Below are 13125 nucleotides of genomic sequence, written 5' to 3' on the forward strand. Positions count from 1 at the left end.
ATGTTTTCCAATGACAAGCCCGCCCTCTATGCATTGCCCCTTTGTCGGGACGCTTGAAGTTTATCAGTTGTGGGTCACTTCCTGAGTGGGGGAATCCGCCATCTTGCAAATCCCGGGTTATGCTGTAGTAAAACCCTTTACTAAAGTTTGCGGGGAGGATGTCATGGCCACGCTCAAGGAAGTCGCGGAACGGGCCGGGGTGTCGCAGAGCACGGTGTCGCGCTTGCTGAATGACCCGTCGTTCTCCATCAAGGAGGAGACGCGTCGACGCGTGCTGCGCGTGTGCGAGGAGATGGGATACCGCAACGTGTTCCGTCCCGCGATCGCGGTGTTGGATGCACCTCCGTCCGGGGAGGAATTGCAGGATGCGTACTTCGCCGATCTGCGGAAGGTTCTTGCGGAGTGTGCGGAGTCGATGGAATTGGACCAGCCCACGTTCATCAGGTCCATACACGAGTTGACGGAACGTGCAACGGAGTTCGATGGGTTCATCACCGTGGGAGCCACGGTGTTTCCCGAAGCGGACCTGCGCGCCCTGCATGCGGTGCTTCCGCATGGCGTGTGCATCGACACGAATCCGGCGCCGCACCTGTTCGACTCCGTACGTCCCGATCTGTCGCAGACGATGCTGGATGCCCTGGACGCGATGATCGCGGCGGGCCGCAGGCGTATTGCGTTTCTCGGCGGCGTGGGCAGCATCATGGGCATGCATGACTATCCCGAGGACATCCGTGAACTGTCGTTCCGCCAGTGGGCCGCGCATCTGGGATTGGAAACGGACGGATTGGTGTATTCGTCCGGCACGTTCACCGTGGAGAACGGCTACCGTCTCGCGGAGCAGTTGGTGGCTGACCATCGTGAGGCCGGCAGCATGCCCGATGGGCTGATCGTGGCCGCCGACGTGCTCGCGGTGGGGGCTTTGCAGGCGTTGAATGCGCTGCGCGTGGCGGTTCCCGACGAGTTGGCTGTGGTGAGTGTGAACAACCAGTCGATCGCCCGGTACACGTCTCCGTCGCTGAGTTCGTATGCGATCGATCAAAGGGAGTTGGCCCGTATGGCGTTCTCCACCTTGATTGATGGGTTGAAGCATGAGCGGCGGGTGCGGCGTCACATCCTGCTGACGACCGAGCTGGTGCCGCGCGCAAGCTTCGTTCCTCAGGCGTAAGACGTCGTCTCGAAGACGGGCGGCACCGGTGTCGATTTTGCTGGAAGGAGTTTACTTCAGCTGGCGGCCGGCGCACCAGACGTGTTGGGCGGTCCAGTCGGTGGGGTCGAGGAGGTTAAGGTCGGCGGCGTATCCGGGGGCGATCAGGCCGAGCGGCGCACCAGTGACGGGGTTGAGCCTGTCGAATCCGAAAGCGCGGGCCGGGGTGAGGGTGGCGGCTTCGACGGCGGCGACCGGGCTGAAGCCGAGTTCGTTGACCGCGCGCTGAACCGCGACCTCCAACGTCAAGGTGGAGCCGGCGATCGCACCGTTGGACACGAGCCGTGCATGGCCATCGATGACGTTCACGTCGAGTTCGCCGAGCTTGTACGCGCCGTCGGGGCAGTCGGTGGCGGCCATGGCGTCGGTGACGAACGCGATGCGGTGAGGCGCGAGGCCGAAGCCGAGCTTGACCATCGGGTTCTGCACGTGGAAGCCGTCGTTGATGAGCTCGATGGTGACGCGCGGGTCCTCGACGGCAGCCGGGATGGGGCCGGGTTCACGGTGGTGCAGGCCGTTCATCGCGTTGAACATGTGGGTCATGATGCCGGCACCCGCGTTGAAGCCGGCCTGGGCGGTCTCGTAGTCGGCGTCGCAGTGGCCGACCGCGGGCACCACGCCGGCGGCCGCGAACTGCTTGATGGCGCCGATGCCATGCTCCAGCTCGGGGGCGATGGTGATCTGGCGGATGCAGCCGAGCTTGCCGGCGGCGGGGTCGGCGCCCGAGGCGTCGAGCATGCGGTCCACGAGTTCGGGCACCGGGTCCTTGAGGCAGTTCGGGTCGTGCGCGCCCTTGCGCTTCAGGGCGAGGAACGGGCCTTCGAGGTGGCAGCCGAGGATGTCGGGGCGGGTGGCCATCTTCTCGTGCACGGTGCGGATGTTGCGGCAGATCACGTCCATCGGGTTGGTGATGAGCGAGAGCACCTGGCGGGTGGTGCCGTGGACCGCGTGGCCGGCGCGAGCCACGTCGATGCCGTCGGGGCCGTCGTCGAAGCTCTTCTCCCAGGCGCCGTGGGCGTGGATGTCCACGTAGCCGGGCGTGAGGATGCGGCCGGCCGCGTCGATGACCGCGTCGTTGGAGTCAGCTGGAACGGCCGGGTCGATGCCGACCGTGCGGCAGGCGTGCTCGAACGCCTCCTCGCCGGTACCGTCCGCGGCGGCGAAGCCCGTGGCCACAATCACGCCACGTGCGTCCGAAACCACCCAATACCCCGATTGTTCGCCGCAGGCGTCCACCTTGCGCGCCCCGCGAATCGCGACCGGCTTGGCCTCGCCTTCCAACGCCGCCGTCACGCGGGCGACGATCTCATCTCTGTCCTGCGTCATGATTTCCTTCCTGCATATGGGTTCGGGCTCCCTCTTGGCGAAGCAAGAAGGAGCCCGAATCGTTCGTCTGCCGATCAGATGCCCTGCCAGGCGGGCTTGTGGGCGTAGGCGTAGCGGTAGTAGTCCTTGTGGCGCAGGCGGCTCGCGGCCTCCTCGTCGATGATGACGGTCGCGTGCGGGTGCAGCTGCAGCGCGGAGGCCGGGCAGAACGCGGAGACGCCGCCCTCGACGGTCTCCTCGATGGCCTCGGCCTTGCCCGCGCCGAACGCGAGCAGCACGAGGTGACGGGCCTTCAGCACCGTGCTGATGCCCTGCGTGATGCAGTGGGTGGGCACCTGGTTGATGTCGTTGTCGAAGAATCGCGCGTTGTCGATGCGGGTCTGCTCGGCGAGGGTCTTGACGCGCGTGCCGGACGCGAGGGAGGAGCCGGGCTCGTTGAAGCCGATGTGGCCGTCGGTGCCGATGCCGAGGATCTGCACGTCGATGCCACCCGCGGCCTCGATGGCCGAGTCATAGGCGGGACCGGCGGCGGCGATCTTGTCGCCGTCCTCCAGCGGTGCGCCGTTGAGCACGTCACCGGGCACATGGACCTTGGCCGGGTCGAGGCCGAGGGGTTCGACGACCGTGCGGTGGATGGTGGAGTGGTAGGACTCCGGGTGGGTCAGCGGCAGGCCCAGATACTCGTCGAGCGCGAAGCCGCGCACCTTGGAGACGTCGATGTGCTCCTCGTGCACGATCTTGGCGAGGGCGCGATAGGCGGCCAGCGGGCTGGAACCAGTGGCCAGACCCAGCACCGCGTCCGGCTTGGCCTTGATGAGGTCCGCCACGCAGCGGCCGTAGATCTCGCCGGCCTCCTCCTCGTTCTTGACGATGATCACTTCAGCCATGATTGATTGCCTCTTTTCCTGTGGATTGTGTTTGGGAAATGTATATATACGTGTACGGGCGGCGGCATGGTGGTGCATGCCGCCGCCCGTTGCCGGTCAGATGAGTTCGAGGTCCACGTCGAGGGTGAGCGGCCTGCCGGCGGACAGCTGGTAGGCCGTGTGGACGGGGGCTCCCCAGGAGTCGTCTCCGCCGACTCCCATCTGGGCCGCGAGCAGACGCAGGTAGTTGTGGCGCGGCTCGGGCAGGTCCTCATGGCGGCGCGCGGCTTCGATCGTGTAGGTGTTCCAGGGCAGCAGGCTGGCCGTGAAGTGACGGTCGCCGCGTTGGGTGACGCGCAATCCGTGGCCTTGGATGTCGGTGGCTTCGAGCCAGCGGACGTCCTCGTGGCTGCCGGTTTCCTGCACCATGAGATACGGTGCCATGCTCGTCTTCGCGGTGGCGTTCCAGATGCCGAGCTTGCCGCCCTGCTTGCGGTCGCGGTAGGTCTCCTCGGGGCCGGGGCCGTAGTAGCGCAGGTGCTCGTATTCGCCGGGCAGTTCCCATTCGACGCCGAACGCGGGCAGGCTGGCCGCACCGGTGGCTCCGCCGGGTTATTCGACGGTCAGTCGCATGAGCATGTCGGCGGTGATGCGGTAGGAGACCGTCACGGGCGTGTGTTCCGGGTCGGCGAGCTCGTACCGGTATTTGGCGGTGAGCCCTCCGTCGTCGGATTGCGCGATGCTCGTATCGGTCACGACGGCGTAGCGGCCGGCCGCGAACCATGCGGCGCGGTCGAATCCGGAACGGTTGCCCCGGTCGTTGTCGGTCAGCGGGCGGAAGGTGACGAGTTCGGGGCGTCGGATGACCATTTCCCGGCCGTCCCGCTTCCAGGAGACAATGCCTCCCTGGGTGCGCGACAGGAGGATTTCCTCGTCGTCGCGGCGGATGCCCGCGTTCCATCGGCCGAGCGTGACCGTCGCGCGGCCGTCGTCGTCATGATCGGTCTCGGTGATGTCCCGTTCGGGGTTGAGCGTGCCGGTGAGCTGGCCGAACGCGAGCTCGTAGCCGGCCGGCGCCCATGCGGTGGCTTCGGCGGTCAGGAGATCGACCTCGTAGGTGACCTCGCGCGTATTCCCGTCCGTGTCGATGTCCGGGAAGGCGATGTCGTGGCGCTGGGTGTCTCCGGCGGCCACGTCGAACCGGTAGTCGGCGTGCCAGATCTCATGCCCGTCTTCGAGGAGCCGTGCGGCGAACACGTAGCCGTCGGTGCCGGCGAACAGGTTGCGGTTCTCGATGGTTACGCCGTGTCCGTCGGGGGTGAGCTTGACCGGTGAGTACAGCTGCTTGACCTCCTGCGCCTTGGGGCTGGGCGTGCGGTCGGCGAACACGATGCCGTTGCCCACGAATTCGTAGTCGGTCGGCCGGTCGACCCAGTCGCCGCCGACGCTGAGGCGTTCGCTCCCGTCGGTCAGGCGCTGGACGAGCCCCTGGTCGATGTAGTCCCAGATGAACCCGCCGGAGTAGCGCTCGTACTGTTCGAGGTCGATGAACTCGCTCAGACCGCCGCACGAGTTGCCCATGGCGTGCATGTACTCGCAGCTGACGAACGGCTTGTTCGCCTCGCCCCGTTCGTCGCCGTGTTCGAGCCAGTCGCGGATTTCGTCGGGCTTGGCGTACATGCGGCTTTCGAAGTCGCTGATCCCGTCGTAGGCGTGGTTCCAGTTGACGCCTTCGTAGTGGACGGGGCGGGACGGGTCGAGCCGGTGCGCGTGCGCGCTCATGGCCTTGAGGACTTCGCCCGCGTAGGATTCGTTGCCCAGTGACCAGACGAGCACGCTGGGATGGTTGCGGTCGCGCAGGATCATGCTGTCCAGCCGGTCGATGCACGCGCCCAGCCAGGCCTCGTCGTCGCCGGGGACGGAGGTGCCCACGGGGATGTCGCCGGGGCTGTTCCAGCTGCCGTGGGTCTCCAGGTTGGTCTCGTCGATCAGGTAGATGCCGTATTCGTCGCACAGCTCGTACCAGCGTGACTGGTTCGGGTAGTGCGAGGTGCGCACCGCGTTGATGTTGTGGCGCTTCATGAAGCGGATGTCCCACAGCATGTCCTCTTCGGTGACGGCACGGCCGCGCCGGCAGTCGAACTCGTGGCGGTTGACGCCGCGGAACACGAGACGTTTGCCGTTGAGCTTGAGGATGCCGTCCTCGATGGCCACATGCCGGAAGCCGATGCGGGTGCGTGTGGTCTCCAGGACCTTGCCGTCCGCGTCGAGCAGGGTGACGGACAGCTCGTACAGGTCGGGGCGTTCGGCGCTCCAGGAGGCCGCGTCGTCGATCTCGGCCTCGGCGTGCAGCGTTCCGGCCGCTTCCGTGGCGGTGCGCCAGACGATGGCGCCGTTCTTGTCCCGCAGTGCGAGTTCGGCCGTCGCGGCGTTCGCGGCGCCGTCGATCAGCACGCCCAGCGAAAGCGATCCGATTGACGTGGCGGGCTCCCAATCGGCCTCGGCGTGGATGTCGGAGACGTGGGCGGCGGGCCTCGCGTTGAGCTCGACGGAGCGGAATAGGCCGTGCAGACGCCAGAAGTCCTGGTCCTCCAGCCAGCTCGCGCTCGAATACTCGTAGCAGGCGATCGCCAGCACGTTGCCGTCCTTCCTGATGACGTCCGTCACGTCGAACTCGCTGGGCGTGAAGGAGTCCTCGGCGTATCCGACGAACGCGCCGTTGAGCCACACGTAGATGGCGGTGGCCGCGCCCTGGAAGGCGAGCGTCACCGTGCGGCCCTCGCGGATGGCCTGGGCGACCGCGCCTTCCGCGGAGAACTCGCGTCGGTAGACCGCCACATGGCCATGCTCGGGGATGGCCGGGGCCTTCGGGTCCTCGTGGCCGTCCCACGGGTACTGCACGTTCACGTACTGTGGGTCGAGCAGCCCCGCGGTCTCCAGATGCGAGGGCACCTGCACCCGGGAGAACGACGAGTCGTCGAAGCCCGGTGCGGCGAACAGCGGCGACACGTCGCTGATCCAATCCGGCCCGTCGCTCGTCCCGTCGGGGAAGCTGTTCGCCGGCGCCGTCTCGACGCGGACCCGCCATTCGCCGTCGAGGCTCTGCTTGAGATCGGTGCCCTCGCCGACGGAGGGGGCGTGCGACCAGCATGCATGGTCGGAATGGGCGTCGAGCCGGTGGACCGCGTACACGCGCGGGTCGGCGAGCCATGCCGTCGTCGGCATGGACGGGGAGACGATCGGATCGCCGTTCTTCCGCTGATCGTCGGTTGTGTTCATGATGTCCTCGCTTTCGCATCGGATTGCGTCGCGTCGTTGCCGCCGCAGTTCGGGAGCCTCCGAATGTGACTCCTTGCACAACGATGATAAAGATATTTACTAATTTATGCAACTTCTTGCGCTTGTCCCGACTGCGACCGCAAGAACAGCGGAAAGCCGTTACTTATCAACGATAATCCGGTCTTCGACCATCGCCGGCGCTCGCGCGGCGTGTTGGATTGGCGAACAGGAATCGTTGGCATTGCTTGCGACACGCGGTAAAGTTTTTTACTTTTTCAAGGAAGTCCTATACTCGCGTCTTGCGGGATCGGAGCTGTTCCCGCGCACGGATTCTTTACAGGTCGCAAGGAGGCCACCACACCATGAGCGGATCCACCACACAGCGCACGGCGACGCCCGGACAGCCGCAGGCCGTGCCCACCAGGAACATGGGGCAGAAGATCGCATACGCGTTCGGCAACCTGGGCCAGGCCGCGTTCTACAACACGATGAGCACGTTCTTCATCACGTTCGTGACCACCGCGCTGTTCATCGACGTGGACAAGACGCTGGCCGCGCGCCTCATCGCGGTGATAACCGGACTCGTGGTGGTCATCCGCATCGCGGAGATCTTCCTCGACCCGCTGCTCGGCAACCTCGTGGACAACACGAACACCCGCTGGGGCCGGTTCCGTCCCTGGCAGTTCATCGGAGGCCTCGTGCCCGGCATCCTGCTGATCATGGTGTTCACCGGCCTGTTCGGGCTCGTGGACGTGAACACCGGCGTGTTCATGGTCCTGTTCGTCACCGTGTTCATCCTGCTGGACGTGATCTACTCGCTGCGCGACATCTCCTACTGGGGCATGATCCCCGCGATCTCCTCTGACTCGCACGAGCGCAGCACGTACACCGCTCTCGGCGCGTTCACCGGATCCATCGGATACAACGGCGTCACCGTCATCGTCGTGCCCGTCGTCAGCTGGTTCACTTGGAAGTTCACCGGCCAATGGGAGCAGGGCCGCACCGGCTGGGCCGCGTTCGCCATCATCATCGCCGTACTCGGTTTGCTCACCGCGTGGAGCGTCGCGTTCGGCACCCGCGAGAACCAGGGCGAGCTGCGCGCCAAGGCCGAGGCCAACGGCAACCCCATCGAGGCGTTCAAGGCCATCGCACAGAACGACCAGCTCCTGTGGGTCGCCCTGAGCTACCTGCTGTACTCCGTGGCCAACGTCGCCACCACCGGCGTGCTCTTCTACCAGTTCAAATACGTGCTCGGCGCCCCGGACAGCTTCTCCATCGCCGGCGTCATTCCGGTCATCACCGGACTGGTCACCACGCCCCTCTACCCGGTGCTCAACCGGCGCATCCCGCGCCGCTGGCTGTACACCGCCGGCATGGCGTTCATGATCGCCGGCTACACGCTGTTCATCATCGCGCCCATGAACCTGCCCGTCGTCATCGTCGCGCTCGTCCTCTTCTACCTGCCCGCGCAGACCATCCAGATGACCGCCATCCTGAGCATGACCGACTCCATCGAATACGGCCAGCTCAAGACCGGCAAGCGCAACGAGGCCGTCACCCTCTCCGTGCGCCCGATGCTCGACAAGATCGCCGGCGCCCTGTCCAACGGCATCGTGGGCTTCGTGGCCGTCGCCGCCGGCATGGTCGGCAACACCACCGCCGCCGACATGACCGCCGCGAACATCCGCACGTTCAAGACCTGCGCCTACTACCTGCCGCTCGCCGGCATCGTCGCCAGCCTCGTCGTCTTCCTCCTGACCGTCAAGATCGACGAGAACATGCACGACCACATCGTCGAACAGCTCGAAGAACGACTCGCCTCCGAGAACACCGACGAACAGTAAGCAGCCAAAAGTAGCAAGGGAACGGCCCGACGCGAACGGTTTGAACCGTTGGCGTCGGGCCGTTGCCATGCCCGCCGGGGAGAGAAGAAGGAAGAGAACCGGCGGGGTTCCGGCCGGATTGCCGTCCGACCGGAAGAATCATCGCGGCGGAGAACGGTCCCCGCCGCTTCGGTCAGCCCACGGATTGCCCGCCGGGAACCGAATCCACGGTTTCGACGTCATCCGCGTCGGCATCCTCGGCATCGACGGGTTGCATCGTGCCGGAGTGGCGGCCGGCGGCGTTGTTCCCGCGCCTGAACCTGCGGGCGGCGACCAGTCCCACGCCGACGGCGAGCAGGGTGATCGCCGCCGCGATCACGCCCTGGACGGCGGCGCCGGTATGGGCGAGCCCGGTCCGGTAGCCGTTCCAGTCGTCGGTGTTGCTGACCACTTCGGTGTCGGGGCAGACGAGCCTGCCGTCGATCGTGACCGCATCATCAGGCGCGGACGTCTCGTCCTTGCCGTCGAACGGATCCGGGTCGGAGACGACGCATTCAACCAACGGCGTGCCGGTGACCGTGGCGCGGTCGGTGTGATGGCCGGTCACGCCCTTGAGGACGCCCTTGACCTCGACGCTCTCGCCGGGCTTGAGGATGCGGCTGTCCCAATCGGCGGGGTATTCGAGATCGGTCACCCGGCCGTCGCCGGCGACCAGCTGGTCCTTGAGGTTCAGGTCCTTGGTTCGGTACCATGCGCCCTGCTTGGTGTCGGGGTCGGTGGTGCTGGTGTTGGTGATGGTGAACACGATGCGCGTGTCGCCCTGCATGGCCAGCGCGTCCTTGACCTGGTCGCGGTCGCCGGCCGGCCAGCCGGAGGCCTCGTCCCATTTCTCGATCTTCAGGCTCGGGGTCATGTCGGGCGTGTGCGTCTCGACCTGGTTGGAAGGACGTTTGGTGCCGTTGATGGTTTCGTCGAACCGGTTGGCGATGTGTTCGCCGGTCTTGACGCGCTTGCACTGGATGAACGCGGTCCATGCCTGCTCGCTTTCGTCGTTGCCGCTGACGAGATCGAGCATGCGCTGGGTCGCGGTAACGGTGACCACGCCCTTGTCGTCCTGCGCGAGGGTGAACAGTTCGCCGCCGTACACACTGGCGTCGAAGCCGCTGCCGGCGATCTTCACGCCCTTGCGGGCGATCACCTTGCCCTGCTCGGTCAGGTCGCGCATGGCGTATACGGCCCATTGGCCGGTGTACTGGTCATGCTCGGTGTCGAGCGGGTCGGTGATGCTCCAGTCGGTGACCTTCTGGTAGGCGCGGTGCGCGGGCAGCACGGAGCTGTCGAGGCGATAGAGGAACAGGCTGTTGAGGTACACGCTCCGCTTGTCGATGGATTCGCCGTTCACCCTCACGACCACGTCCTTGGAGGGGTTGACGGGTTTGAGGGGGTTGGCGACCTCGTTGGTGTCCTTGCGGGTGTCGTTGACGACCTGCGTGGCCTTGTTCTTCACGATATGTCCGTCGGTGACCTTGATGACGGTCATCGGCAGGCTCACCTCGTAGCTCGTGCCCAGCATCGACTGGTCGATGGCCGGCTCCTTCAACGGGTCGTGGTCCTTCTTTTCGGCGTATTCCTTGAGGTTCTTGGGCTGGGGGTCGCCCTTGATGGTCTCGCCGGTGGCCGGCACCTTCGTGTCCGCGGTCTTGGCGTACACGTAGGCGACGCCGTCGATCGCCGCGATGTTGAACTTCGCGGTCACGTCCTTGCCGGTCGCGGTGTCGGTGACCTCGATGCGCTTGACGTCGAGGGAGAGGTATTCGTCGTCCCAGTCGTCGGTCATGCCGAGCCTCCAGACCTTGTAGGCCTGGTTGGTCTGCTTGGCGTCGATGGTCACGCGGTAGTAGATCCGGTCGCCCAGCAGCGCGGTCTTGCCGTCGATGCTGATGGACGGGTCGGCCTGGGTGTCCTTCTTCACCGGCGTGAAGTCGGGCGGCTCGTTCCATACCTTGTTGCTCGGGGTGATCATGTTGTTCAGGGTCAGGGCCCACTGGTTGCCGATTTTGGTGTCCGTGGGCGCGTCCTTGGCGACCGTGCCCTCGAAGCGGACGATGATGCGCGGGTTCGCGCCGTTGCGCCAGTTGGTCTTCACGTACCCGTCGGAGAACACGAGGCGCACCGCGTGCTGCGCGTCGTTCCACTGGGTCTCGTACTCGGTTTTCGGGATGAACCTGCCGGTGGACAGGTCGGTGACCTCCAGGGTCTGCTTGTCCACTTCAAGATGCTCGTCGTAGGTGTCGGTGACCGCCACCTCGCTGACCGAGTACGCGAGATTGCCGGGCAGGTGGGGCTGGGTCTCCAGACGGTATTCCACGCGTTGGCCCGGGTAGACGACCCTGCCGTCCACGGACGCCTGGTCGCCGCCCTGCGAGGATTCGCCGACCACGTCCTTGACGACGGGCGGTATGTAACCGCAGATCTTCGGTTCGTTCGTGGGGATGGTGTGCGTGTTGACGGTCTGGGAGCCCTTGTTCGTCAGCGCCTTGCCGTTCGGCGCGGTGCAGAATGACAGTTCGTCGTTCGCCTGCTTGTCGAAGTCGTCGCGCACCTGGCCCGCGCCCTTGCCGTTGGCGTAGGCCGCCTTGCCTGGGATGAGCAGCGTGACCTGCTTCGCGGTCTTCAGTCCCTTCAATCCCTCGCGGTAGGCCCGGCCGGCGGTGGCGGTCACCGTGGTGTCTTCCATCGTGATCGTCCACTGGTCGGTGACGTCCCTGCCGTGGTTGGCGATGTCGGTGACGCTGGACTCGCGATCGGTGCCGGCGTCGGCCTCGTACACCTTGATCTTCGACTTGTCGTCGGCGTCGAACAGGTAGTCGGCGGCCGACCAGTCGTCCGTGAGCGTCAGGGTCTCCGGGGCCTGGATGAGGTTCTTGGCGATGGTGCCGTTGACCACCGAGGCGACCCGGTCCCCGTCCAGAAGCGTCATATCGTCGGCGCCGGTCCGGTTGGTCTCCTTCGGGTCGATGACCGCCTCCCACTGGCCCTTCGCGTTCAGGCGGATCCAGCTCTTGTCGGGATTCGGCCGCCACGTATCGAACTGTTTCGTTCCGGCGTCGGCCTCGGGCTCATGGTTCCACTTGCCCCACGCATGGTCCTTGACCTGCTGGAAGTCGGAGGGCTTTGACACGGTCACGTCGAAGCTGAACTCGTAGACATGGTCCATGGACATCTCGCCCTTGTCCGCCGAACGCGCGGCCGACACCGTGTTCGACGCCTTGTCCCAAGTGATCTCGAACTCGCCGGAAACGTCGCGGTTGCCGTCGGTCCTGTCGATGAGCCTGTAGTTGTCCACGGAGTATTCGACGCCGTTGGGTTCGATCACGTCGCGGAAACGCATCTCGTAGCCGCCGCGGCCGGTGCCGTACGTGATGGTGGTGCGGTTCGTCATCCGGTCGGCGCTCACGCCGTCCTCGATCTTCTTGACCGGGGGTTCGGGCGGCACCGAGCTCACCTTCCAGGATTCGGCCGGGTCACGGTCCGCGGTGTCCACGGCCGCCTGCATGCGGCCCTGCTTGGGCACCTGGATGTCGATCCAGTACGATCCCTCGGCCCAGTATTTCATGCCGAAATCCTTCGGCGAGGCGAGATTGTCGAGCTGGGTATCCCCATTGCTGGAGAAGCTGATCGACTTGCTCACGCTCTTCGCGGGCAGATAGGGGCCGTTCTCGTAATGGATGATCGCGGTGCCGTTCAACGTCTCCTTGATCGCGGAACCGCCGTTGTCTGCATGGATGACGTCGCCGATCGGGTCGGTGGAGCCGACCTGCATGTCGGTCTTCTGCTTGTGGCTGGTGGCCACGTTCAGCTTGTAATCGACCGGCGGCTGGTTCTGCGCCAGCACGATCACGCGGAACGAGGCGTTCGGGTTGGAGTTGATCGACTCCTGCGCCAGAGAGTCAACGCTGCGCGTGCCGAGCTTGTCCTTCCATGTGGTCGAAGTCGAGTACTTCTGGCCCTGATACGTGTAGTCGCCCTTCGCCTCGGCCTTCCACTGCGCCTCCCAACGGTTCTTCGCGTTCGAGCTCACATAGCTGCCGTTGAACGAACCATCCGCCAATCGCACGTAGCCCACCGCCACCAGACGGCAGTCCGCGTTCCCCTCACCCGTATAGGAGCGTTGGCACTCATCGATCGCGTCGCTCAAAGTCTTGTTCATGTTCACGAACTGGTTCTGCCCGTTCGCCAGATCGGACGACAGACGCACCTTCGCGTCACTCAACGCCGTCTTCATGCCATCCAGAGTGGCCGGCCACGAATCCTTGTAGATCCAATGCACATCGGCCGTCTGCGTCGGACCACCGCCCGAACCGCCACCGTCCTCACCGGAACCGCCGCCACCGTTATCGGCCAACGCGACCGGAACCAAGCAGGCCAGCAACGCCGCGGCGGCGGTGATCGACGCCACCGCACCGGTGCCCTTCTTCCCGAACCTCATACGAAATCCTTTCCCACATACGACAGAAGCGCCCCTCTCCGGGAAAGGGAGGAGACGGGGACTCCAGAACCCGCCTCCTCCCGGGTCCCTGGAAGAAAAGCACGCCCGCAAGCCCGACGGCCGGCCGCCGGACCCCGG

The 13125-nt window shown here is 65.4% G+C and carries 5 protein-coding genes and 1 pseudogene; 2 read left to right on the forward strand and 4 right to left on the reverse strand.

Annotated elements, in window-relative coordinates; translation table 11 throughout:
* The first annotated feature begins 163 nt into the window (after positions 1 to 163).
* The gene (locus tag BREU_RS04860; protein WP_044088987.1) at positions 164 to 1165 is read left to right on the forward strand and encodes a LacI family DNA-binding transcriptional regulator; all 1002 of its coding nucleotides are present in this window, start codon (positions 164 to 166) and stop codon (positions 1163 to 1165) included.
* A gap of 51 nt (positions 1166 to 1216) precedes the next feature.
* On the opposite strand, the gene nagA is transcribed toward BREU_RS04860, so the two are convergent.
* From nagA to lacZ, 3 genes and pseudogenes are all read right to left on the reverse strand, one after another.
* Positions 1217 to 2530 carry an N-acetylglucosamine-6-phosphate deacetylase gene (gene nagA, locus BREU_RS04865; protein WP_044088985.1) on the reverse strand — a complete coding sequence of 438 codons (1314 nt, stop codon included), beginning with the start codon at positions 2528 to 2530 and terminating at the stop codon, positions 1217 to 1219.
* 74 nt (positions 2531 to 2604) lie between these two features.
* The gene (nagB, locus tag BREU_RS04870) at positions 2605 to 3417 is read right to left on the reverse strand and encodes a glucosamine-6-phosphate deaminase (RefSeq protein ID WP_044088984.1); all 813 of its coding nucleotides are present in this window, start codon (positions 3415 to 3417) and stop codon (positions 2605 to 2607) included.
* A gap of 96 nt (positions 3418 to 3513) precedes the next feature.
* Positions 3514 to 6675, reverse strand: a pseudogene (lacZ, locus tag BREU_RS04880) (beta-galactosidase, LacZ type).
* A 362-nt stretch (positions 6676 to 7037) separates the two neighbouring features.
* Here lacZ and BREU_RS04885 point away from each other — a divergent pair.
* Positions 7038 to 8519, forward strand: coding sequence for a glycoside-pentoside-hexuronide (GPH):cation symporter (locus BREU_RS04885; RefSeq protein ID WP_044088982.1), 1482 nt, complete (start codon positions 7038 to 7040; stop codon positions 8517 to 8519).
* A 172-nt stretch (positions 8520 to 8691) separates the two neighbouring features.
* Here BREU_RS04885 and BREU_RS04890 read toward each other — a convergent pair whose 3' ends face one another.
* Positions 8692 to 12987: an LPXTG cell wall anchor domain-containing protein gene (locus BREU_RS04890; RefSeq protein ID WP_044088981.1), complete on the reverse strand. Its 4296-nt coding sequence runs from the start codon at positions 12985 to 12987 to the stop codon at positions 8692 to 8694.
* Positions 12988 to 13125: the final 138 nt, after the last annotated feature.

The sequence above is a fragment of the Bifidobacterium reuteri DSM 23975 genome (assembly GCF_000741695.1).
GTDB classification, from domain to species: domain Bacteria; phylum Actinomycetota; class Actinomycetes; order Actinomycetales; family Bifidobacteriaceae; genus Bifidobacterium; species Bifidobacterium reuteri.

Bases quoted from the DNA above. Each gene is read 5' to 3' on its own strand.
- BREU_RS04860 (WP_044088987.1), top strand. From the start codon at position 164: ATGGCCACGCTCAAGGAAGTCGCGGAACGGGCCGGGGTGTCGCAGAGC.
- nagA (WP_044088985.1), bottom strand. From the start codon at position 2,530: ATGACGCAGGACAGAGATGAGATCGTCGCCCGCGTGACGGCGGCGTTG.
- nagB (WP_044088984.1), bottom strand. From the start codon at position 3,417: ATGGCTGAAGTGATCATCGTCAAGAACGAGGAGGAGGCCGGCGAGATC.
- BREU_RS04885 (WP_044088982.1), top strand. From the start codon at position 7,038: ATGAGCGGATCCACCACACAGCGCACGGCGACGCCCGGACAGCCGCAG.
- BREU_RS04890 (WP_044088981.1), bottom strand. From the start codon at position 12,987: ATGAGGTTCGGGAAGAAGGGCACCGGTGCGGTGGCGTCGATCACCGCC.